Consider the following 23,289-nt stretch of genomic DNA (forward strand, 5'->3'; position numbering starts at 1 on the left):
CGTAAATCCAGTATTAAAACTTTTGTAAAAATAAGCCCGTAAAAATCATATTTATTTTACGGACTTTTATTTGTTTATTAGTTTGTTTTCATTGTTTTACTCAGTAAAATTTGAAAAATCATAGCAAATAGTAATGCTAAATACATTTTTATATCCAGTTTATGATTGACAATGGTTTCTATTGAAAAACAATCGCCCTTAAAAAAAAACACCCAAAACATTGCTAATACATTAATTGGAGCAAGAATAAAATCAACTACAAAATGGGTGTTTTTTTTCTTCTGATTTTCCATTTTTAATGAAAATTATAATAGATATTTATGTTATTACAAACCATAAGTTGTTATTCTAAATGGACTTGAGGCGCTTGTAAATGTGTAAATAGTATTAGAAAATTGTATTTTGAAACTTTCTTTTTTGACGTATAAACCTATTGGATCCATCAATTTTGCATCAATGTCTTTTAAGTAGGCTGGTTCTGGTATTAGTGCAGTACCATTATCCCAAGAGTCATGAATAAGAACAATTGTTTTTGCTGTTGTATTTTCGGCTGTGGTTATATTGTGGTAAATTGTCTTTTTCCCGCCTGCAAATCGATATTCAATATAATTTCCAAAAGGAGTATTGAAATTTAGTTGTATTCTAGTCAATTTTTGGTTTGCAGGTAATGTAGCATTAACGGCATTCAACAAAGATATACACAGTGGTGAATTTGTTTGAGCACTTGATAAATATGCGGCTATATATCCATAAACTGTCTGAGGTTTACCGTCCAAAAGATTTTTGTAATCATCGGTTAACACTAAAGGTTTGTCACTATATTTTATAGTTGCAGTAACATTGTTTGTCCCAGTTGCTGTAAAGGCACCGGTTGCATTATCATATGTAAAGTTGGTTAGTTTTTGCTTTCCAACTTCTACAGCGGGATCAACAATAATACCGTTAGGAGTATAAGCAATACCCATGTTATAACTCATACTTGATCCCGATTCTACAGAGTTTGCAACGGCAAATCGTGTGACATCAGTGAAATTAAAATCAAATTGATGTATCTTAGTGCCATCATTTGTTTCTAATAATCTAAAAAGTGGTCGAGTAGGAGCTCCAATTACATTGGCTATCATATCAATGTTTTTGTGAAGATCTGCCCAATCTTGAGCCGATGCTTTTACAAAATGAAGTTCAATTAAAGCTCTGTTGGTTTTAAAAATGATTTCCCCATTTTCTTGACCATAGTACAAAAATTGAAAGTCCCCTTTGTATCCTTTTGCTCTTAGAGCAGCTGTTGGATAATTATTTGATTCAGATAGCAAGTGAATTCTGTTTTTTGTAGTGAAAACAAGACTCACAGAACTTCCTAATTGTATTTGGTACTCACTGTTGTAGATGGCAGTATCACTGTCGAAATCGGATGCCATGTCGACTAATCCACCATTTTTGAATTTAAACAGATGGGTATAACCACCTAATTGCGAATTGTCCGTAAAATAAACAGCTTTCCAACCAAATTCGGAAGATAACAGTAAATCATTTAATTCTTTTTGTTTTGCTTGCAAACGTTCCGTTGGTGATTGTTCGAATTTTTGATCTGCATCTGTATTGGTACAAGCAACAAAAAGCAAGGCTATAATACCTATAATTAGGTGTTTATAAATATATTGTATTTTCATATGTAGATAATATTTGTTTTTTTTACAGGAATATGGTATCGCCAAATCTTCATTGGTGTTTGCGACAGCTTCTGTCATGGCGATTTCATAATTATTTGATATTTAACTAATTTATAACAGCATTTGTGTTTTTTTCAGCCTCATCACGTAAAGCATAGAAATCCATATCAAAAGCATCTTTAAAATATTTTACGACTAAAGCTTCTTTTGCTTTAAGTGCAGCAAGTGCTGTAGCACTTTTAATTCCTGCCAAAAAAGCATCGTACTCCGCTTTTGAACTAATTAATATTACTGATGCTGTTTCAGCAAAATCTTCATTAATATTAGATCTTGCATAACTAGTAATGAAACCTAATTCATTTGATTCAGGAATTTCATAATTGTACCAATCGGCAGTATATCCAACAGGGGTAATTGCTGCCCAAGCTTTTTCATCAAAAGGTTTATTCTGATTTAAAATATGAATATATTCGTGCTGAATGGTGTGTATAAACTCTTGGATATTTGCCCGATTTGTTTTGTCGATATAATCAGTTTCAAAAAGTGTTACTCGTTGTCCTCCTTCGGCTAAACCTAAGGTTCTGGTACCTACACTATTTAAATTTACTCCTCCTACCAAAACAATTTCTCTAGGCGCAATTTTTTTTACAAAATCTGCTCCTCCAATAGTTTTATAACTGTCAAGCCATATTTTTTGAACAATCTCAAGAGCAGGCTGGACACTACTTACTAATGGTGGAAATAAATAGCGGTTATTATCAACCGTATTTTGGTTCCACTTGTATTGAACATTTATATTATAAGGGTTTAGATAATTTATACCTATCCAATTATCCAGTGCAGTTTTTGTTGGCTGATTATAATCAAGCTGGCTTTCGCCTACTTGATCACCATTCGAGCAAGAAGTAAGAACTGCCAATGCCAAAAACAAAACTGCTATTTTATTATATTTTACTATTTTCATGATATTTTGCTTTTAAAAATTATCTAGGATTTAATTCGATGCCATTTCCAGATGCATGAAGAGGTATTTGTAAGGCTCTACGATTATCATCTTTTACTAAAACTTTGGTTGGTTTGTTGTTGATTTCGTGATTAACAACAATATTAAAACGCTTTATATCGAACCATCTCATGCCTTCGTGTATAAAATCTCTGCGTCTTGTTTCGGCAATTGCTTTTATATAAGAGGTTTGCACGGGAGTCATAGTATAAAACGGAGTGTACTCATCTGCAACTACAGGATATTTTGCAACAACTTTAGCTTCGGTAAGTTTATCTGTCGTGGCGTTGTATCCTACTGTTCTAGTCGATAAAAAGTATTCCAATTCATCATTTGCCAAACTAATCTGTCCAGCCATAACATGAGCTTCTATTCGATTTAAGAAAAACTCATCATTGCTTAACAAAACTTCTGCAACATACGGTTCTCCGATTCCTGCTGTAACATTTGTATATTTGAAATACTCATAGAATTTAGGAAGAAATACAGTTATACTGCTATTGGATGAATAAAAATTGTACAACCAGTTTTTTCCAAAAAGACTTGTAGTAGATCCCAGAATTTCTTGATATCTATCGCCCGAAAGATAAAACCTGCTTTGCGAAGCTGATCTTCCGACAATTGAATTTGCAGACACAATTAATAAGTTTGTTTGAGCAGCACTGCTGGCAAAATTTACACGTTGGTCATTTACACTCATTAAATCATAAGAGGCAAAATCTCTCAGTTTTCCAACTGGCTTTGCACCTAAGTCGTTTGATAATGCTATTACTCTATTCCAATCTCCTTTTATCAAATAAAATCTACTCGCAAATGCTTTGGCTGCCTCTTTGTTAAAATGGAATTTTGGCTCTTTGTAACCATTAGTTATATAGGGAAGCCCTTCTTCAATATCTTTTTGAATAAAATCAAAAACTTCTTGTACCGTGTTTCTTTTGTATTGAGTAAGAAGTTCAGTTTCAGGTTTTGTAACATAAGGGATTCCTAAAGTTGAACTTGCAGTAGTTGGATTATAACGTTTTGACCACAAAGACACTAACATGAAATGCGAATAGGCTCTTGCTATTAATGCTTCTCCTCTTTGAGGGTTTAGACTGCTTGGATTTCCTAACTGATCAATTGCTTGCAGTGCTGTATTTGCATGTGCAATAGCTCTGTAGCAAGCATCCCAATAGAAGGCTTGAGTATCAATATTATTAGTTTCTGTTTGAATATCCCAATTGTAGTTTTGTTCGTTTTTTGGCAATGTTTCGGCTAGACCGCTATCAAATACATTATCAGACATTGTTTCGGCAATATCAAAATAACTCATTTGGGGATAAGCATTGACTAAAATTTCAGTGATTTTATCAGGAGTATTTATTTCGGTTCTATTATCGGGTTTCTCAGAAAGAAAATCATCACAACTGCTAACAACTGCAAGTGTTAGAAGTAATAGTGTTATTTTTAAATTTTTCATAAATTTATAATGTTAAAATGAAAGGTTGATAGCAAAAGTATATTGAGTGGTAACTGGCATCGCAACACCTCCAGTATTACGAAATTCAGGATCTTGGCCATTTAAATTTTTGTCAGAATAAATTAACCAAGGATTAACAGAAGAACCTCTTAAAGTAAAGACACTAAGTCCTAATTTTTTCTTCAAATCTTTTGGAAATTCCCAACTCAATGATATGTTTTTTAATCGTACAAAATCACCATCAGCAATTCGAACATCTGAATAGTTGTAAGTGTTATAAGCTTTTGCCAGAGTTCTTGATCCTCCGTAATTTGAATTCAGTTGTTGGTCTGCAATAACAGGAACGTTTGTATAATTTTCGTCACCAGGGTTAATCCAGCGGTTCGTAAATTCTTTAGTAAAAACAGTTAAATCATCATAAGTACTATCATAAACTGGATTTAGGCGTACTTTGTTTCCACCAGATCCTACGAAAAATACGTATAAAGACCAATTTTTATAGGTAAAAGTATTTGCTAAACCAATTGATTTATTTGGTTCAATGGAACCTTCGTATTTTAAATACTTAGTAACATCTTGATTGTCCTGAAAATTAGCTCCTGTTATGTTATCGATTTCCCCTTCAGGCATAATAAAAGTTGGTAAACCTTGATTGTTTAATCCTGTAAATTGGTACGAATAAATTGCATTTCTCGGGTGTCCAACTGTATTGCCTCCATTACCATCGATCAAATCGAATGCTGTAGGTTTATTTTCTAATTTTGTAATCTCTTGATTGAAAATTGAAAAGTTTAAGGTTGTTGACCATTTAAAATCTTTAGTATTAATGTTTTTAGTTGAGAAACCAACTTCAAGTCCTTTGGTTTCCATATTTGCATTGTTACCTTGTTTTATTCTTTGTCCTCCAATTCCAGAGGTAATTACATAATCTACCAAATCAAATGCTTTTCTGCTGTAAACATCTGTTGTAAATTGTATTCTGTTATTAAACATAGCTAAATCAAAACCTATATTTGTCTCAAATTGTTTCTCCCAAGTCAATCCTCCATTTTGTAATTCCTCAATTTGGATTCCTGATTCTCTATCATCTATATTAAAACGATCCGTAATAAAACTTTTGTAAATTGCCAATGAGTTTGTTGCGGGGCCAGCTGTTGCAGTTAGTCCATAAGAACCTCTAAGACTTAGATTGTTTACAGATTCAATATTCTTCATGAAGTTTTCTTCAGAAAGATTCCATTTTCCACTAAAAGTATAAGTAGGTAACCATCTCGAAGAACCGCTATCTCCTTGTCTATTTGACCCATCATATCGACCTGTCAAAGAAGCGGTATAGCGACGATCGTAAGTGTATCCTACTTTACCAAAGAAACCTACCGTTCTTTCTTTTTCTACATTAAATCCATAGTAAGAATCACCTCCGTTAAGTATTTTTTCGATAATTCTTGGGTCAGTAAAAGCAGTAAGACCGCGATCATACTGAAGTCCAGCTGCTGTAAAATTATCACTACTTCGATCTACAACACGCATCTCAGTACCGAAGAAACCTTCTAATTCGTGTTTGTCTTTAAAGTTATTTCTATAAGTAATGCTGTTTCTAAGATTATATGAAGTCAGATCATTTGTAAATTTTCTCAAGAAACCACCATTAGGTAAAACCGAAACTTTAGGAGCTGTTAAGTCATTAGGGTCTTGATATAAAAAGATATTTTCATCCCTAACCAATGTGTTAACACCATCTTCACCATCAGGAGTTCCAGCTTTGTATGCGCCTACAACATTTGAATTTTCTAGTATTTTATGCTCACGGCTTGTATTTGCATAACGTCCGGATCCTGTTAGACTGTAAGTTAGTTTGGAATTAATTTTATAATCTAAATCGAGTTGAAAACGAATGTCCTTAACCTCAATTTCCATATAATTATTTTTTAATTCATTTAGGATATTCATAGAAGCCCAGTTGTTTCTATAATATTCTAAGTTCCCATTCTCATCATAAGGTCTTAAAGTTCTGTTGGTATTCAAAACATAATTAAATGGATTGATGTCAAAATCTCGGGTTACTTTACCAAAAACTTCATCTTTTTCGCTTTCATAACTTCCAGGAGCTTCTTGATTACGAACTGACGCTAAAGTAGATAAAGTTATATTTAATTTATCGTTTACAAAGAACGTTCCTTTTATGTTGGATGATAATTGGTTTACTTTATCAGCAATAGTCCATCCTGGATCATTGTAAAAACCTAGCGAAGCATAAAAAGTGTTGTTTTTACCTCCTCCAGCAAAACTCAAAGAATGATTTTGAGTGATTGAAGGTCTAAAGAGTATATTAAACCAATCAGTATTGGCTAATTCATACTTTTTTAGGAAATTATTACGACTTACAGGGTCATTATTGACTAAATAACCACCTGTTTCTGGAACATACGTATTAATTGCTCTTCCTAAAATATTGTATGCGCCTCCATATCTACCATTTACCGTTGATGGTAAATCCAAATACCCTTTGGCTTCCATTTCTTTAAAAATGCTCATCGACTCTTGAGAATTTAAAATGTCATATTGTCCATAATTAGGAACAGTTCGAAGGGATTGCTCCAATGAGTATGTAATTTTTAATGGTGAGTCTCTTCTACCTTGTTTGGTAGTAACGACAACAACACCGTTTAACGACCTGGAACCATATATTGAAGTAGCTGATGCATCTTTAAGGATTTCTATGCTCTGAATATCGTTTGCGTTTAAACCCGCAATTGATGAACTTAATAAAGTTTCTGAGTTTCCTGAAGCTAAATCAGCAAATGAAAGATTAATAATGTCTTCTTGTACAACACCATCAATAACCCATAGCGGTTTTGTGTCTCCGAAAATTGACGAGGATCCACGCACTGTAATTTTTGGTGCAGTACCAAAAGTACCGGTGACATTTTGTACAGTTACCCCGGCGGCTTTACCTTCAATCATTCGGCTAACATCAACTACACCATCTACTTTGAGTTCTTTATCGGTAATTTTACTTACAGCCCCAGTAAAAGTTCTTTTTGATGTTTTTTCATATCCAGTAGTAATGATAACTTCATTAAGACTTTGTCCTACTTCAGACAAAACGATAGTGATAAAATCTTTAGTAACATCAACCTCTTTCGTTTTCATACCAATATAGCTAACTACTATTTTCGTACTTCCAGAAGGTACTTCTATAGAAAAAGTTCCGTCGAAATCGGTTAATGTTGCAACATTAGTACCTTTAACTAGTACTGATGCTCCTGGTAGAGGATTTCCACCATTGTCGATTACTTTACCTTTAACAATGATAGACGCAATTAAATTAGAATTTAAGGATTCAAAAAGGTTGAAATTTGTAGATTCTTTAGCAGGTATGGTTTGCAGCACAATCTGATTACTTATTTCAGAGTAACTGATGTTTAATGGTAAAAGTATATCGTTTAAGACACTTGAAAGTATTTTGTCTTTTGCAATAATATTTACTTTTTGATTGAGTTGAGATATTCTTGAATTATAAGAAAATTTTACATGAGCAGATTTTTGAAGTTTAGTCAACGCATCATCCAAAGATAAATTGGTGACTACAATAGTTACCTTCGTGTCTAATTTTTTTTGACCATTCGCACTGTTAGCCATTGTAACAGTCGAAAAGACAAATGCTAAGACCAGCTGGAATAATGTTATTTTCATGATTCGAAAGAGTAATCGTTGTTTTACAACAGGTTTTTTCATAATTTTGGTTTTGTTTTAATGAATATTTAATTAAAGGGTATTTTAAGAAACACTACAAATTTCACTTTACAGAGTGCAATTTGATTTTATTACAGCGTCGGGTATGTTACAGCATATTCGACGCTTTTTTTATTTTTTACATAGAGAATTTAGAATTAATTACAGCCATTTGAAGTAATTATAATTTGATTTCCATTCATTTCATAATTGGTATTGTTGCTAATGCTTTTACAAATAATTTTTAATTTTTCAGGTAATGGTTGATCACTTAATGAGGTAGTTAGGTGGCAATTTTTTAATTTATCCAAAGGAAAATCAATATTTACCAAATAAGCTTGTTCAATAGTCTTGAATATCTGTGCGACCGGAATGTCTGTGAATTCAAAACTTAATTGTTCAATATTTCCTTGGGTATGATCAAAAGATTCATCTTGAGTAATATCAGTAATTTTATTGAAGGTTTGATTTTGTCTTGTAAACCGAAGTGCCTGATTGGGCAGTAATATGATTTCTTTTTCTTTTGAATTTGTGATGGACGGATTAGGCCTAACTCTAACCTTGCCGGTTCGAACAATTACTTCAACGTTTGGTAAATCGGCGTATGCTTTTATTCTAAAACTCGTTCCAACAACTTTGGTTACAATTTCATTAGCATATACAAAAAAAGGTTTTTTTGGATTTTTGCTAATTTCAAAAAAAGCTTCTCCAGAAAGATATACTTTTCTTGTGTTTCCGGTAAATATTTTTGGGTAACTCAGCTTGCTATTTGGTTTTAGCAGAACAGAACTTCCATCAGACAATGTGATTATTTGTGGTTTGTATGAATTATTTGTTTGCTCCACAAGACCAGTGTAGTCGTCCTTTATGATTTCGTTGTAAGTAGATTCTGTATCGTTTGAAATGAAATGATTATTGTAAAACCAATTGGATAAAAAACCAAATAGGAATACAGCAGCAACCCCTTTCATCCAATTTTTTTGCCATAATTGTATAATGGATCTTTTTGCTTCAGCCGATGATTTTTCTTTTTTATTGATTTTTTCCCAAGTGGATACTAATCCGCCTTGGATAACTTCAGTTGGGATTTCCTCATGGTGTACGGACATCGCCAATAGCCATAATCTGGAAATTTCGACTAGTTTGGCACGATCAGGATTTTCCAAAGTCCATTCTTCCCAACCTTGATTATCTATTTTTGATCGCACCCATAACTGGAATGAGGCATCGGCCAAAAAATCTTCTATTTCTGTATAATTATTACGTTCTTGCATAAAAAAATTAGCTTACAAGAACATAGAGGACAGTTTCTTTATTAGATACTCATTAAATTAGTATTATTTTTAAATTAAATAAAAAACAATTAAAAAGTGGTTGAAGATAATAACAAGATTAGGGAGAGATTGCCTTTCCATTCTCTTCGAAGTTGAAGTAATGCTCGATGTAATAAGTTATTCGCTGATTGATAATTGATCTGAAGCAATTCGGCAATTTGTTCCACGGTAAGTCCTTGATGGTATCGAAGATAGAGTGCTTCTTTTTGTCTGGCGGGTAAGTTGTTCAAAAAAGAATTTAGATGTGCCACTTTTAGTGCTGACTCTTCATCTGAGATAAGTTGATGTTCTATTGAAAAATCAAATAAAAATTCAATAGAATCCGTAGTCGATGTCTTCATGAAAATATAATCACGTTCCTGTAAGCGTGCAATTCTCTTGCGTACACAGGATAACAAATAAGCTTTTACTACGACCGAATTACTTAGTGATTGTCTGTAAATCCAAACATCTGCAAATACATCTTGTACGCAATCTTGTACTTTTTCTTTAAAAGGAGAAAATGAATTTCCGTAGCGAATTAAATCCGAATAATATTTTTCGAAAAGTATTGAGAATGATTTTTCATCACCCGCTTTCAAACTGGACCAAAGCGTAGAATCTTCAGTATTTTTTATGTTTTGGATTTGGCTATTCAAAAGTAAGGGTATTTGTTGGTTTATTTGAATTGGTATAATTTTTTGCAATAACGTATTTTTTTTTAAATAAATGTGTTTAAATTGTTATTTTTTGTCAATTTAACTGCTTGTTTGTGTTAAAAACATGACGAAACGTAGTGTTTTAAAAGAAAAGATAAATTTTCTTATAGAAAGAAAAATAATATAAATATTATTTTGAAAATCAATTATATATTTAGACATTTGTCTAAATATATAAATACTTTAAATGATGAACGACATATTTAAAGCATTAAATGATGCCACGCGAAGGGAAATATTAGAGCTTTTGAAAACAAAAGATAGGTCTGCCGGTGAAATAGCCGATCAGTTTAATATGTCTAAGCCAAGTATTTCTCATCATTTGGATATTTTGAAACGTGCCGATTTGATCACTTCCGAAAAATCGGGACAATTTATTTTCTATTCCATCAACACCACCATTATGGAAGATGTGTTGCAATGGATCTTAACTTTTAAAAAATAATAACTATGACTTCAACTTTTAAAAAAGAATTACCTATCATCGCAATTGTGTTAATGCCTTTTGTCTATTTGGCTTTTATCTGGAATTCCTTACCCGAAAAAGTGCCTACGCATTGGAATTACAAAGGTGAGGTTGATCATTGGGGAGACAAATTTTCCCTGATTGGATTGCTCTTTATGTTACCTGTTTTTGTTTATATAATTATGCTTGTTGCCCCAAAAATCGACCCTAAAAAAAGAATAGCACTTATGGGAGGAAAGTATTACCAATTGAAGTTTATCCTCGTTTTATTTATGTCAATATTAGCATTATTTATACTTTATATCTCAAAGAATCAGTCCTTTTCTAGCCCCAATATGATTTATGCCATAATCGGTATTCTTTTTACCGTATTGGGGAATTATTTCAAAGTGATTCAACCCAATTATTTTATCGGCATTCGTACCCCTTGGACATTAGAGAACAAAGAAGTTTGGAAAATTACCCATGTTTTTGCCAGTAAACTTTGGGTTATTGGCGGGTTAGTAATGGTTTTAGGCGCATTGCTGTTTCCTAGTGGAACTTTTTCTATCGTTTTTATTGCTCTTGTTTTTGTTTTAGCAATCGTCCCAATGGTGTATTCTTACATCAAGTTCAAGGAGATAGAGAAAAAAGGATAATAAAAAAAGGTCGATTATTAATTTGGAGTGGAAAGATTGGGTTTTTTTTAGGAGACAAAGTACCCGCCCCCGATAGCTATCTGGGTTCCAATCTTTTGTAGCGACGGGTTTCAAACCCGTCGCTACAAAAGGATTTTCCCTTCCATCGGGACTAAAAGGAAATATTTTACCTTTTTGCCATTATCCAAAAACAGAAAAACAGCAATATTAAATTCAGTTTTTAATTTAATGTTAATCAATATTTAATCAGATAAAATATGAAGAAAACAGCATTTTTTACAATAGCATTTTTAGTAATTTTTAATGCGTTCGGCCAAGAAATTACCGGGCAATGGAATGGCATTCTAAAAGTTCCAGGAGGACAATTAAGAGTGGTTTTTAACATCTCAAAAACCGAAAATGGATACACCACGACTATGGATAGTCCAGATCAAGGCGCAAAAGGAATTCCAGTAACAACAACCCATTTTGAGAATTCCGTTTTGAAATTGCAAATACCCACTGCTACGATTAGTTACGATGGAACTTTAAACAGTGACAATACAATAGTGGGAAGCTTTTCACAAGGAGGCCAGTCTTTTGCAATGAATATGTCAAAAGGTAGTATAGAAAAAAATGCAGTTCTAAGACCACAAGAACCTCAAAAACCGTATTCGTATTATACCGAAGAAATAACATTTGAAAGCAAAACGGATAAAAATGTTTTGGCAGGGACTTTGAGTTTACCCCAAAAAGAAGGTCATTTTCCTGCTGTAATTTTGATAAGCGGTAGCGGTCCTCAAAACAGAGATGAAGAATTATTTGGTCACAAACCTTTTCTGGTTTTAGCTGATTATTTGACTAAAAAAGGAATTGCAGTATTGCGATTTGATGATAGAGGAGTTGCCAAATCAACAGGTGATTATAAAACAGCAACCACTCCCGATTTTGCCAAAGATGTTCAAGCAGGAATCGATTTTTTGCGAACACGAAAAGAAATCGATAAGAACAAGATCGGATTAATTGGCCATAGCGAAGGTGGAGTAATTGCGCCTATGGTTGTAGGGAATTCAAAAGATATAGATTTCATTGTATTGTTGGCAGGAACTGGAATTCGCGGGGATCGATTAATGCTTTTGCAAAAAGAAAAGATAGAACGCCAAATGGGAGTTCCTGAAAATGAAATTCAAAGAGGGCAAGAAATTTTCAAGGGCGCTTATGAAATGATTTTGACTTCCCCAGAAAATGATGCTAATCTTAAAACTAAAATAAACAGTTATTTCAAAGTGCAATTTGGAGACAAAATGAACGAGCAACAACTAAGTGGAGTAACGTCACAAATCACAAGTTCTTGGATGTTTTATTTTCTAAAATTTGATCCTTCATCGGCTTTAGAAAAAGTAAAATGTCCAGTTTTGGTATTAAATGGCACTAACGATTTACAAGTTCCCGCTGATGTAAATATTCCTGCGATTAAAAACGCATTGGCCAAAGGCGGAAATAAAAAAGTAACCACCAAAGTATTACCAAATTTGAATCATCTCTTTCAAGAATGCAAAACGGGTTTAATGGACGAATATGAAACTATCGAGCAAACATTCTCTTCAATTGCATTAGAGGAAATTTCCAAATGGATTTTGGTACAAGTAAAGTAATAGAAATTATATTGTATGTAAAAAGCCCATTTTATTGGGCTTTTTTTGTGCTATTTTTTATCTTTTCAAGCTAAAATGACCTTTGTATTCTTTTCCGTTTTTTCGGGTAACTACAAACCAATAATCTAATTGATAAATTTTTGTAGAAGTAAAATAATTTGTCAAATGGTTATTTTAAAAACCCATTGGCTCTTATTTCTTTATGGATGACAAGAATGTTTTCTGGTATTTCACATTGTAAAATCCAGTTTACGTCTAGTCCGTTGTTTACAGCTGTTCTCATCAGTAGTGGAGTTTCGGAAATATGATTTCCTAATTTTTCTAAATCATTTCTAAATTCCATAAAGTAATCTTCATGGAGAGCATTGATAAGTATCATGATTTTAAAAGTGCGCGCAATTACATAAATGCAAAAAGTATAAGCGTCTTTAGGTTTTGAATTTAGTAGATGCAACTTGTTTAAGGCTAGGGCTTCATTTAGCATTTGCAAATTCAGGCTTATTTCGCCGTATTTATCTTTAGTAATCCTAACGTGTTCTGTAATACTTCCACTCAAATAACGCATATCCATCAAAATGTAACCAAAAGAAAAAAAGCGTTTACTCGTTCTTTTGATTTCTTTTGTAACTTCATCTTGCATTTTATTTCTTCGGTCTTCAACACTCTCGGTACTTACCAACTCAAAGAGTAATCGGTTGGCTAAATCCAAGTCGTGTTTTAACAATCTAAAAATTAGTTTATCTTTTTCAGCACTTGGTAAATTTTTAATTGCTTCTTTAAATTCTTTTGTAAATGTCATTCTTATTATATTTCGATTAACTCAATTTTAAATTTTAAAAGTAATAATAATATTTCAAAATTAAAAAAATACAGGTATCTATGGTGTATTTCTTTTTCAAATTCTAAAATAGATTACTTTTGCACTAAAACAATCTCACCCTTGAAACAAAAAGGTTGAGTCATCACGCCCCCGTTTATCCAACTGAATACTCCGTATCCGACGACCGCTTATATCAAAGGGTTTCTTGATGTAAAATTTAATTAGTAAATTCGCTTAAATTATTTTTTTTATGAAAATTAAAAATCTTTCCCTCAAAAATATAGGTCCTTTTCTTGAGGCTGAACTCGAATTTATTAATGATGAAAATCAAAAACCTCCCGTTATTATCATTACAGGTGAAAATGGAACAGGGAAAACTATTGTTTTGGATGCAATAAGAGGAATTTTGTTAGGAACAAATGATGGACATAGGGGGAGTTTGCAAAGGAATATTATTAGAGATGAAAATGATTTCCAAATTAAGTCAAATTTAGATTTCAATAATACAAACTATACCTTAATTAGTGAAGAAATAGATGATTTTAATAAATTTCAAATCAAATCTGACGAAATTAAATCATTTTATAATGTCTCTAATGGTTTTGGAGGGCATGAAGGAAATATTTGGGTAGCGAGTTATTGGACGTCAAAAACTGACAACTCAAAATTTAAATTAGATTCCTTAGTTTCTTGGAATTCCAAAGGATATTTGAATGGTGCTTTTACTGGTGTTCAATCTAATGTTGAAGTATTGAAGTTGATAACCGCCTTTGACTATTATAGATCGAGTGATAATCCAAAGGAAAAAGAAGAAGGTGAGTTTTTATATTCAATTATTAAAAAAATATTTAAACTTGGACTTTTTGATGGCGAGTTGAAATATGTAGAAAGGAAAACAAATATGCCAATTGTTTCTCAAAATGGGTTTGATGTTTCGTTGGATAAATTGAGTAGCGGAAATTTGTATTTGATTCAAAGAATGATTTCTCTTTTAGGACAAATGTATTCAGTATATGAATTAAATAATTTAAAATTGGAAGAGTTACTTTTGACACCAGGTTTATTGTTAATTGATGAAGCTGAAAATCATTTACATCCCAAATGGCAAAAAACGTTTTTGAATTCTATTTTAAATATTTTTCCAAATCTCCAAATTATTATAACCACACATTCTCCTTTTATTGTTTCATCAATTGAAAATTCAAAAGTTTTTGTGTGTAAATCAGAAAAAGACCATTCTATCATTGTTGATGAAACAGATGTTTATTCTAACAAGCCAATAGAAGAAATTTTGCAATCGGAGGTTTTTAATACAAATCCTTTTAATGCTGAAATTTCAGAATTAATGAAGGAAAGAAAGTTAGCTATCGAAAGTAAAGATTTTGCTAAGAAAGAAGAGATAGAAGAAAAATTAAAAGCAATTAATCCTGAATATTTCTCTTATTTTGATATTGATAAGCTTATTAAAAGTATTTCAAAATAGTTTTATGAGGCATTTAGAACGATTACCAAAACCAAATATCCTTAGTCAAAAAGATAAGGAATGGACTGATAAATTTATTGAATCAGGAAAAACAAGACCAGACAACAGTAAATATGGGCATAAAGATATTATTACTGATTTGAATGCTATTAGTTTTCATAAATGTTTTTATTCTGAACAAAAGTTAAAAGGAATTCCAAGAGAGATTGACCATCATATTGAGGTTTCTGAAAGGAAAGATTTAGCTTATGATTGGGATAATTTATATTTATCTTCTACCGAATGTAATAATAAGTTACCAAATAAAATCATTTCTGTTTCGGATGTTCTTAATCCGTTTAATAATTCTGATGAAGAATTTGAAAGCCATTTTGTTTTTGAGAATGAATTTGTAACAGCACGAAATGGGTCTGAATTAGCATTAAATACTATTAAAAAATATCGATTAGATTCTCCATTATTAGATAGTTTGAGAAGTGCAATATTGCATCAATTTAAAGATGTATTAGAAGTTATTCGTAAAAATCAAATTAGCGAAAATGGAAGAGTTATGAATGATATCGAAATTGAAGCTTTGAGACGTTTTGCCCAACCCGATTACTCTTTTTCTCTAATGTTTCGACTTTTACTCAAAAAACACAATCTTTGAAACCAAAACTTTTCCTCATCACGCCCCCGTTTACCCAACTGAATACGCCTTATCCAGCAACGGCTTATATCAAAGGGTTTTTGAATACCAAAAACATTGAATCGGTTCAGGCGGATATAGGGATAGAAGTGATTTTGAAATTGTTTTCGAAAGAAGGACTTTTAAGTTTGTTTCAAGTGTCAGATTTCAAGTTTGAAGTTGGAGATATTTCGGATAATTCTAAGAGAATTTTTGCTTTACAAGACGAATACATCAAAACCATTGATTCCGTCATTTCTTTTTTGCAGGGAAAAAATCCAACCTTAGCACTCCAAATCTGTCAGGAAGATTTTCTGCCCGAAGCTTCACGGTTTGCACAATTGGAAGAACTGGATTGGGCTTTTGGAACAATGGGAACGCAGGACAAAGCCAAGCATTTGGCCACTTTGTACCTCGAAGACATCTCCGATTTTATCGTAGAATGTGTCGATGAAAACTTTGGTTTCAGTCGATATGCGGAAAGGTTGGGAAGAAGCGCGAATTCTTTTGATGAATTGTATACTGCTTTGCAACAAGAACCAACCTATATAGATAACATTCTTCTTTCGATTTTAAAAGATAGAATTGAATCGATTCAGCCGACATTATTCTTGATTTCGGTTCCGTTTCCGGGAAATTTATACTCTGCTTTTCGCTCGGCACAATGGGTAAAAAAGCATTATCCGAATATCAAGGTTTCTATGGGTGGCGGTTTCCCGAATACAGAATTGCGTTCACTTTCAGATCCCCGAGTTTTTGAGTTTTTTGATTACATCACTTTGGATGATGGTGAAACACCAATTGAGGAATTAATTTCCAATATTAAAAACCCAAATCACAATTCATACAAAAGAACTTTCCTTTTAGAAGATGAAAAAGTAGTTTATAAAAATAATTCCACACAACACGATTACAAACAATCCCAAGTGGGTACGCCTGATTATTCGGATTTGCTTTTGGATAAATACATTTCGGTTATCGAAATCGTGAATCCAATGCACCGATTGTGGAGCGATGGACGCTGGAATAAACTCACGATGGCGCACGGTTGTTATTGGGGAAAATGCACCTTTTGCGATATTTCTTTAGATTATATAAAAGTGTACGAACCCGTTGCCGCGAGTTTGTTGTGCGACCGAATGGAAGAAATGATTGCCCAAACAGGCGAAACCGGTTTTCATTATGTAGACGAAGCCGCTCCGCCTGCTTTAATGCGCGCATTAGCACTCGAAATTCTTCGCAGAAAATTAGCGGTGACGTGGTGGACGAACATTCGATTCGAAAAAAGTTTTACTCAAGATTTATGTCTGTTGCTCAAAGCTTCGGGCTGTATTGCGGTTTCTGGCGGACTCGAAGTGGCTTCGGACAGATTGTTGAAACTGATAGACAAAGGCGTAACGGTGGAGCAAGTGGCCAAAGTAACTCGTAATTTTACCGAAGCGGGAGTTATGGTACACGCTTACTTAATGTACGGCTACCCAACGCAAACGGTTCAAGAAACGGTGGACAGCCTCGAAATGGTGCGTCAACTGTTTGAAGCAGGCGTTTTGCAATCTGGATTTTGGCACCAGTTTGCGATGACGGCTCATAGCCCAGTGGGATTGTATCCTGAAAAATTTGGGGTTACACCAGAACTCCTTCCATTGCAAGGTTCAGAGAAGGGAATTTTTGCCATCAATGACATTAATTATAGCGACAAAACAGGTATTGACCACGAAAAATTTAGTTTCGGACTGAAGAAATCGTTGTTCAATTTTATGCACGGTATTTGTTTCGACTTTGAGCTGCAAGAATGGTTTGACTTTAAGATTCCAAAAACCAAAATTCACCCTGATTTTATTTTTAATGCGCTTCAAGAAGAAGAAAATTTCACCACAAAACCTACAGCCAAAGTAGTTTGGTTGGGAGGAAAACCTTCGGTTGAATATTTTACTAAATCCAAAAAAGGCAATTCTTGGGAACTCGCTAAATTGACCTTTCACGATAAAAAAGAAAGTTTTGCTGTTCAAACCAATAAAGTGGAAGGCGAATGGTTGGTTGCTATTTTAGAAAAAATTGCGGTTTCACAATCCAAAGTGTATTCTTTTCAAGAAATTAAAGCTGATTTTGAAGGCCATTTACCCGATTTTGAGCTGTTTTGGTACTCAAAACCGATGCAAACGTTACGCTCCTTTGGATTGTTGATTCTATAGCGGTAGAATATTTCACACCGTGAATCCATTATACATTGCCACAATCAATCACAGCGATTTCCTTTCTACCACGAAAATGAGGAGAGAATTTTTTAAAAAGTAAAAGAAATACAACTACGGTGCGTTTAGTTAATAAATTTATTTTTCTTTATTGGGCAAACGCTTCTAAAACGGCTGCTAACCCGAGGGATGTGCCAAAAGGAATAGCAGATAAGTCTACCCAGAAATCAGGATTATGATTCGAAAAAGGGAATTGTTTTCCTTCTTTCATAGCCGTTTCATATACTTCATGATTAGCAATACCAACAATAAAGTAATTGTAAGGTACTTCCGGATGGTCTTTTAGTAATTCTTGAACATCTTCTGATCCCATAACTGGCGGTATGGATAAATTCTTATTGGGTCCAGCCATTTTTTCTAGAGCACCATTAATTTTGGCGGTCAATACTTCATTATTTTTCAAAGTACCAAGGTTTTGTTTGATCACTGTTTTGGGATATAAATCCTTAGGAAGATTATTGGCAACAGCTATACCTTCGTTTATCTCATTAATTCTTTTTAATAAAAGTTCTTTGTCTTCTTGTCTATACCAACGGAGGTTTAATTTCAATAACGCTTTATTGGGGATTACATTGTTGTCTATTCCTGCTTCAACAGCGCCAACCGTTAATACTACTGGAAATTGAGGGTGGGAGTTTCTGCTAACAATAGTTTGATATTGAAGAATAGCATTAGCAGCCATCACGATAGGATCTTTAGTTTGTTCGGGCGTCGATCCATGTCCGCCAACTCCAAAAAAGGTAACATCTAATTGTACTGCACCTGCCATTCGCTCACCCGGTCTGTTCAAGTACACTCCTACTGGGGCAGGGCCAGTATGCATACCTAAAAGTAAATCTGGAACTGGGACTCCTTTGGTATACATTTCATTTGCCATGGCTATTGCACCAAATCCGTTTTCTTCAGCGGGTTGTCCAACTAGGACAAGGGTACCTTTCCATTTGTCTTTTAATTTTACCATTTGTTTGGCAATGCCTAGCATCCAAGTGACATGAGCGTCATGCCCGCAAGCATGCATTACAGGTAGATCTTTGCCTTCTTCATTTTTTCCTTTTTTGATGCTTTTGTATGAAAGATTGGTAGCTTCTTCGACTGCAATACAATCCATGTCAGCACGATACATAATCGTTGGTCCATTGCCGTTTTTCAGTACTCCAACAACGCCAGTTTTGCCAACTTTTTCTGTAATTTGAAAACCTAATGCTTTTAACTCTTTAGCAATAATTCCTGAGGTTCGCACTTCCATAAAAGGAAGTTCTGGATTACTGTGTAAATCTTTAAAAATAGCCTCCAATCTTTGTGAGTCATTTTTACAGAGTTCTTTTAATTCTGTAATCGGAATGCCATTGATAGTCGCTTTTGAAGTTTCTGAATTCGCAGTCTGACTAGCTGAAAAATACGAAACAAAGCAAAAAACAAAAGTGGAAAGGATGGTTTTCATGTTTATTTTGGTTTTAAATTGTTGAAAGTTAGTAAATTATTTTTATATATAGAAAGTCAAAGCAAATTTTAGTTCAGTAAATTGAAAAGAAAATGGAACTTATAAGGGTAAGTTGTTTTAGATAATTACAAAAAAAGAACTACTTAAAAATTCTCTGTGTTGAACTTATAATAACAAAGTAGGTAGTTTTGTACCTTCTATTTTATACTCCTTTGGATTATTAATTTTGTAATTTATTTACATTTTTCTTTCGAAATCTATCGTTAAAAAAACCAATTTTCATTATTTCTTTTAAAACAGTATACTACTTAGTATTTTTTGTATAAAACTTACTTTAACTGTGTTACGAAAACGTTTTCTTTAATTACATTTACCAATACTAAAAACGTAAACATGAGTAGTAGTTATCAACTAAAAGTAAATGATACTTTTCATTTCGAATGCGATGCAGCCTCAGCCAATGCGCTAGATGTGGTTGCGACAACTGACAATCAATTTCATATTTTAAGTGAAAACAAGCGGTATCAAGCTCAGATTATAGCTGCTGATTTTCATAAGAAGGAATACACTATTGAAGTGAATAATTCAGTGTATACTATCGCCATTGCTGATGCTTTGGACCTTTTGATTAAAGAAATGGGATTTGATACCAGCACGGTACAAAAAGTAAATGCCATCAAAGCACCTATGCCAGGTTTAATTTTAGAAATCAATGTCAGCGTGGGACAAACCGTTCACGAAAACGATAATTTACTCATTTTGGGAGCGATGAAAATGGAAAACAGTTTTCAGTCGCCACGAAATGGAGTAATCAAATCGATTGCAGTAGCTGTTGGCGATGCTGTAGATAAAGGACAATTGTTGGTAGAATTTGAATAGAAAAAAAATGGAAAAAATACTAGTTGCCAATAGAGGAGAAATCGCGATTCGCGTGATGAAAACTGCTCGAAAAATGGGAATCAAAACAGTAGCGGTGTATTCTACTGTAGACCGAAATGCACCTCACGTAGCTTTTGCAGATGAAGCCGTATGTATCGGTGAAGCGCCATCTAACCAGTCCTATTTGTTAGGAAATAAAATTATTGAAGTGGCCAAAGCGGTACAAGCTGATGCCATTCATCCTGGCTATGGTTTCTTGAGTGAAAATGCTGAATTTGCAGAAGAAGCCGAAAAAAACAACATCATCTTCATTGGTCCAAAATCCAAAGCCATTCATATAATGGGTAGTAAATTGGCCGCCAAAGAAGCCGTTCTACAATACGATATTCCAATGGTTCCTGGAGTGGACCACGCGATTACCGATATTGAAGAGGCTAAGCGTACTGCAAAAGCAATTGGTTTCCCTATTTTAATCAAAGCCTCTGCAGGAGGTGGAGGTAAAGGAATGCGTGTGGTGGATAATGAAGCCGATTTTGAAGCGCAAATGAACCGTGCTATTAGCGAGGCAGTGGCTGCTTTTGGAGATGGAGCGGTTTTTATTGAAAAATATGTGGCGTCGTCAAGACATATCGAAATTCAAGTGATGGCGGATAGTCACGGCAATGTGTTGTACTTGTTTGAAAGAGAATGTAGTATTCAACGTCGTCATCAAAAAGTAGTGGAGGAAGCACCCTCTGCGGTTATCACGCCTGAAATTCGAAAAAAGATGGGAGAAGCCGCGGTATTGGTAGCCAAATCTTGTGATTATTTAGGTGCAGGAACGGTTGAGTTTTTGGTGGATGAACAGCTGAACTTTTATTTCTTAGAAATGAATACGCGTTTGCAAGTAGAGCATCCTGTGACTGAAATTATTGCTGGAGTTGATTTGGTCGAAATGCAAATTCGTGTGGCGAGAGGCGAAGCGCTTACATTGCAACAAGAAGATTTGAAAATTCACGGTCACGCTGTAGAATTACGTGTGTATGCCGAAGATACTTTGAATGGGTTTTTACCGAGTGTAGGTAATCTAGAAGTGTACCAATTGCCCGAAGGCGAAGGTGTCCGAGTGGATAACGGATATGCTCAAGGAATGGATGTCCCTATTTATTATGACCCGATGTTGGCCAAATTAATCACTTACGGAGCTACTCGTGAAGAAGCTATTCAGCGTATGGAGCAAGCTATTGCGGATTATAAAGTGGTGGGTGTGCAAACGACCTTGCCATTTGGTGCTTTTGTAATGCAGCACGAGGCCTTTCGTTCTGGAGATTTTGACACCAATTTTGTGAAAAAATATTACAATCCTGAAATTTTAAAAGAGCAAACCCAAAAAGAAGCATTGATTGCAGCAAAATTGGCGTTGAAACAGTATTTACAGGACCAAAAAGTGCTTCGATTGCCTAATTAAATAGGCGATAGGTACATTTTAATAACAACAGAAAAGTATGGAATCTAAAATTAAAGTATTAAACGAAAAAATAGCACTAGCCCAATTGGGCGGTGGCCAAGCGCGAATTGATAAACATCACGCTAGTAAGAAACTAACCGCAAGAGAGCGTGTGATGTATTTGTTGGACGAAGGTTCTTTTGAAGAAATTGGGATGTTGGTTACCCACAGAACTACCGATTTCGGTATGGAGAAGGACTTGATTTACGGTGATGGTGTAGTTACGGGTTACGGAACTATTAATGGTAGATTGGTGTATGTTTTTTCCCAAGATTTTACTGTTTTTGGAGGTTCTTTGTCTGAAACGCACGCTGAGAAAATTTGTAAAGTGATGGATATGGCGCTCAAAGTGGGTGCGCCAATGATTGGATTAAACGATTCTGGAGGTGCCCGAATTCAAGAAGGTGTCCGTTCTTTGGGAGGTTACGCTGATATCTTTTATCGCAACGTACAATCTTCAGGTGTTATTCCACAAATTTCGGCTATTATGGGACCTTGTGCGGGTGGTGCAGTGTATTCCCCAGCGATGACCGATTTTACTATGATGGTAGAAAAAAACAGTTATATGTTTGTTACAGGACCTAATGTTGTGAAAACGGTAACCAATGAGGAAGTAACTTCAGAAGCTTTAGGTGGAGCCGTAACGCACGCTTCCAAATCGGGAGTGGCACATTTAACTGCTCCCAACGGAGTGGCTTTGTTGAACAGTATCAAAAATCTTTTGAGCTATTTGCCACAAAATAATAAAGAAACGACGCCAAAAGTCCCTTATGTTTTGGGTGATGAAGTACGAATGGAATTGGCTACGATTATTCCAGACAGTGCCAACAAACCCTATGATATGCACGAAGTGATTCGAGGAATTATTGATGCCGATTCTTTTTATGAAATTCATAAAGAGTATGCCGAAAATATCATTGTTGGTTTTGCCCGTTTGGGAGGAAGAAGTATCGGAATTGTAGCCAACAATCCAATGTTTTTAGCCGGCTGTTTGGATGTTAAGAGCTCTATCAAAGCCGCGAGATTTGTTCGTTTTTGCGACAGTTTCAATATTCCGTTGCTGGTGTTGGAAGACGTTCCAGGTTTCTTGCCAGGTACCGACCAAGAATGGAACGGAATCATTGTACACGGTGCTAAATTATTATATGCTTTTAGCGAGGCGACCGTGCCAAGAGTTACGGTGATTACACGAAAAGCTTATGGAGGAGCTTACGATGTGATGAACTCAAAACACATTGGTGCCGATATGAATTTTGCTTGGCCTACGGCAGAAATTGCAGTTATGGGTGCCAAAGGAGCCTCAGAAATTATCTTCAAAAAAGAAATTAGCGAAGCCGAAGACCACGAAGCAAAACTATTAGAAAAAGAAGCTGAATATGCTGAGTTATTCGCCAATCCGTATACCGCAGCACAACGTGGATTTATAGATGAGGTTATCCTACCACAAGACACCAGACGCAAATTGATCAAAGCGTTTAGTATGCTGGAGAATAAAGTAAGCGTAACTCCAAATAGAAAACACGGGAATATTCCTTTGTAGATTTTTTATAAGAAATGAAAAACCACCTGATGATTTTGGGTGGTTTTTTTTTGGACTTATTCTTTCAAAGTTACTCTTTCAATT

Annotated in this window: 18 protein-coding genes; 9 read left to right on the plus strand and 9 right to left on the minus strand. The window is 34.4% G+C overall.

Annotated features, from left to right (window positions below):
- Positions 1-77: 77 nt before the first annotated feature.
- The 7 genes from AC8GF4_RS06480 to AC8GF4_RS06510 form a co-directional block, all read right to left on the minus strand.
- Positions 78-293 (minus strand): hypothetical protein, encoded by a 216-nt coding sequence (locus AC8GF4_RS06480; protein WP_506593433.1) that lies wholly within the window; start codon positions 291-293, stop codon positions 78-80.
- Positions 294-326: 33 nt separating this feature from the next.
- Positions 327-1,670 carry a DUF4302 domain-containing protein gene (locus AC8GF4_RS06485; RefSeq protein ID WP_506593434.1) on the minus strand — a complete coding sequence of 448 codons (1,344 nt, stop codon included), beginning with the start codon at positions 1,668-1,670 and terminating at the stop codon, positions 327-329.
- Positions 1,671-1,776: 106 nt separating this feature from the next.
- Positions 1,777-2,634, minus strand: coding sequence for a substrate import-associated zinc metallohydrolase lipoprotein (locus AC8GF4_RS06490; RefSeq protein WP_506593435.1), 858 nt, complete (start codon positions 2,632-2,634; stop codon positions 1,777-1,779).
- A 19-nt stretch (positions 2,635-2,653) separates the two neighbouring features.
- On the minus strand, positions 2,654-4,132 hold the full coding sequence (locus AC8GF4_RS06495) for a RagB/SusD family nutrient uptake outer membrane protein (RefSeq protein ID WP_506593436.1): 1,479 nt from the start codon (positions 4,130-4,132) through the stop codon (positions 2,654-2,656).
- A 12-nt stretch (positions 4,133-4,144) separates the two neighbouring features.
- Positions 4,145-7,870: a SusC/RagA family TonB-linked outer membrane protein gene (locus AC8GF4_RS06500; protein ID WP_506593437.1), complete on the minus strand. Its 3,726-nt coding sequence runs from the start codon at positions 7,868-7,870 to the stop codon at positions 4,145-4,147.
- Positions 7,871-8,025: 155 nt separating this feature from the next.
- Positions 8,026-9,141 (minus strand): FecR family protein, encoded by a 1,116-nt coding sequence (locus tag AC8GF4_RS06505; RefSeq protein ID WP_506593438.1) that lies wholly within the window; start codon positions 9,139-9,141, stop codon positions 8,026-8,028.
- Between the two features lie 89 nt (positions 9,142-9,230).
- A complete protein-coding gene (locus tag AC8GF4_RS06510; RefSeq protein ID WP_506593439.1) occupies positions 9,231-9,887 on the minus strand; it encodes an RNA polymerase sigma factor in 657 nt (218 codons plus the stop codon).
- 202 nt (positions 9,888-10,089) lie between these two features.
- Here AC8GF4_RS06510 and AC8GF4_RS06515 point away from each other — a divergent pair, with 202 nt between their 5' ends.
- From AC8GF4_RS06515 to AC8GF4_RS06525, 3 genes are all read left to right on the plus strand, one after another.
- Positions 10,090-10,344, plus strand: coding sequence for an autorepressor SdpR family transcription factor (locus AC8GF4_RS06515; RefSeq protein ID WP_506593470.1), 255 nt, complete (start codon positions 10,090-10,092; stop codon positions 10,342-10,344).
- A gap of 5 nt (positions 10,345-10,349) precedes the next feature.
- On the plus strand, positions 10,350-11,003 hold the full coding sequence (locus tag AC8GF4_RS06520; protein ID WP_506593440.1) for an SdpI family protein: 654 nt from the start codon (positions 10,350-10,352) through the stop codon (positions 11,001-11,003).
- A 257-nt stretch (positions 11,004-11,260) separates the two neighbouring features.
- The gene (locus AC8GF4_RS06525; RefSeq protein WP_506593441.1) at positions 11,261-12,637 is read left to right on the plus strand and encodes an alpha/beta hydrolase family protein; all 1,377 of its coding nucleotides are present in this window, start codon (positions 11,261-11,263) and stop codon (positions 12,635-12,637) included.
- Positions 12,638-12,806: 169 nt separating this feature from the next.
- On the opposite strand, the gene AC8GF4_RS06530 is transcribed toward AC8GF4_RS06525, so the two are convergent.
- Positions 12,807-13,436, minus strand: a complete 630-nt coding sequence (locus tag AC8GF4_RS06530; protein WP_506593442.1) for a hypothetical protein — start codon at positions 13,434-13,436, stop codon at positions 12,807-12,809.
- Between the two features lie 271 nt (positions 13,437-13,707).
- Between AC8GF4_RS06530 and AC8GF4_RS06535 the strand changes: the two genes are divergently transcribed.
- Genes AC8GF4_RS06535 through AC8GF4_RS06545 form a run of 3 tightly spaced genes read left to right on the plus strand, consistent with a single transcriptional unit; the run spans position 13,708 to position 17,799 of the window.
- Positions 13,708-14,940 carry an AAA family ATPase gene (locus tag AC8GF4_RS06535; RefSeq protein ID WP_506593443.1) on the plus strand — a complete coding sequence of 411 codons (1,233 nt, stop codon included), beginning with the start codon at positions 13,708-13,710 and terminating at the stop codon, positions 14,938-14,940.
- A 4-nt stretch (positions 14,941-14,944) separates the two neighbouring features.
- The gene (locus AC8GF4_RS06540) at positions 14,945-15,589 is read left to right on the plus strand and encodes a hypothetical protein (RefSeq protein WP_506593444.1); all 645 of its coding nucleotides are present in this window, start codon (positions 14,945-14,947) and stop codon (positions 15,587-15,589) included.
- Complete coding sequence (locus AC8GF4_RS06545; protein WP_506593445.1) at positions 15,586-17,799, plus strand: B12-binding domain-containing radical SAM protein; 2,214 nt, start codon at positions 15,586-15,588, stop codon at positions 17,797-17,799. Before AC8GF4_RS06540 ends, AC8GF4_RS06545 begins: the two co-directional genes overlap by 4 nt.
- A 148-nt stretch (positions 17,800-17,947) precedes the next feature.
- Here the strand turns inward: AC8GF4_RS06545 and AC8GF4_RS06550 are convergent, their stop codons facing one another.
- A complete protein-coding gene (locus tag AC8GF4_RS06550; protein ID WP_506593446.1) occupies positions 17,948-19,300 on the minus strand; it encodes an amidohydrolase in 1,353 nt (450 codons plus the stop codon).
- A gap of 393 nt (positions 19,301-19,693) precedes the next feature.
- Between AC8GF4_RS06550 and AC8GF4_RS06555 the strand changes: the two genes are divergently transcribed.
- From AC8GF4_RS06555 to AC8GF4_RS06565, 3 genes are read left to right on the plus strand one after another with little or no spacing between them, the layout of a single operon-like run.
- The gene (locus AC8GF4_RS06555) at positions 19,694-20,179 is read left to right on the plus strand and encodes an acyl-CoA carboxylase biotin carboxyl carrier protein subunit (RefSeq protein WP_506593447.1); all 486 of its coding nucleotides are present in this window, start codon (positions 19,694-19,696) and stop codon (positions 20,177-20,179) included.
- A 7-nt stretch (positions 20,180-20,186) separates the two neighbouring features.
- Positions 20,187-21,626, plus strand: coding sequence for an acetyl-CoA carboxylase biotin carboxylase subunit (locus tag AC8GF4_RS06560; RefSeq protein WP_506593448.1), 1,440 nt, complete (start codon positions 20,187-20,189; stop codon positions 21,624-21,626).
- A gap of 37 nt (positions 21,627-21,663) precedes the next feature.
- Entirely contained in the window at positions 21,664-23,205 is a 1,542-nt protein-coding gene (locus AC8GF4_RS06565) for an acyl-CoA carboxylase subunit beta (protein WP_506593449.1), read from the plus strand.
- Positions 23,206-23,289: the final 84 nt, after the last annotated feature.

Origin of the sequence: Flavobacterium rarum (SeqCode) (assembly GCF_965234445.1) — a bacterium.
In the GTDB taxonomy this organism is placed as follows: domain Bacteria; phylum Bacteroidota; class Bacteroidia; order Flavobacteriales; family Flavobacteriaceae; genus Flavobacterium; species Flavobacterium rarum.

Bases quoted from the DNA above. Each gene is read 5' to 3' on its own strand.
- AC8GF4_RS06480 (WP_506593433.1), bottom strand. From the start codon at position 293: ATGGAAAATCAGAAGAAAAAAAACACCCATTTTGTAGTTGATTTTATT.
- AC8GF4_RS06485 (WP_506593434.1), bottom strand. From the start codon at position 1,670: ATGAAAATACAATATATTTATAAACACCTAATTATAGGTATTATAGCC.
- AC8GF4_RS06490 (WP_506593435.1), bottom strand. From the start codon at position 2,634: ATGAAAATAGTAAAATATAATAAAATAGCAGTTTTGTTTTTGGCATTG.
- AC8GF4_RS06495 (WP_506593436.1), bottom strand. From the start codon at position 4,132: ATGAAAAATTTAAAAATAACACTATTACTTCTAACACTTGCAGTTGTT.
- AC8GF4_RS06500 (WP_506593437.1), bottom strand. From the start codon at position 7,870: ATGAAAAAACCTGTTGTAAAACAACGATTACTCTTTCGAATCATGAAA.
- AC8GF4_RS06505 (WP_506593438.1), bottom strand. From the start codon at position 9,141: ATGCAAGAACGTAATAATTATACAGAAATAGAAGATTTTTTGGCCGAT.
- AC8GF4_RS06515 (WP_506593470.1), top strand. From the start codon at position 10,090: ATGAACGACATATTTAAAGCATTAAATGATGCCACGCGAAGGGAAATA.
- AC8GF4_RS06520 (WP_506593440.1), top strand. From the start codon at position 10,350: ATGACTTCAACTTTTAAAAAAGAATTACCTATCATCGCAATTGTGTTA.
- AC8GF4_RS06525 (WP_506593441.1), top strand. From the start codon at position 11,261: ATGAAGAAAACAGCATTTTTTACAATAGCATTTTTAGTAATTTTTAAT.
- AC8GF4_RS06530 (WP_506593442.1), bottom strand. From the start codon at position 13,436: ATGACATTTACAAAAGAATTTAAAGAAGCAATTAAAAATTTACCAAGT.
- AC8GF4_RS06535 (WP_506593443.1), top strand. From the start codon at position 13,708: ATGAAAATTAAAAATCTTTCCCTCAAAAATATAGGTCCTTTTCTTGAG.
- AC8GF4_RS06540 (WP_506593444.1), top strand. From the start codon at position 14,945: ATGAGGCATTTAGAACGATTACCAAAACCAAATATCCTTAGTCAAAAA.
- AC8GF4_RS06550 (WP_506593446.1), bottom strand. From the start codon at position 19,300: ATGAAAACCATCCTTTCCACTTTTGTTTTTTGCTTTGTTTCGTATTTT.
- AC8GF4_RS06555 (WP_506593447.1), top strand. From the start codon at position 19,694: ATGAGTAGTAGTTATCAACTAAAAGTAAATGATACTTTTCATTTCGAA.
- AC8GF4_RS06560 (WP_506593448.1), top strand. From the start codon at position 20,187: ATGGAAAAAATACTAGTTGCCAATAGAGGAGAAATCGCGATTCGCGTG.
- AC8GF4_RS06565 (WP_506593449.1), top strand. From the start codon at position 21,664: ATGGAATCTAAAATTAAAGTATTAAACGAAAAAATAGCACTAGCCCAA.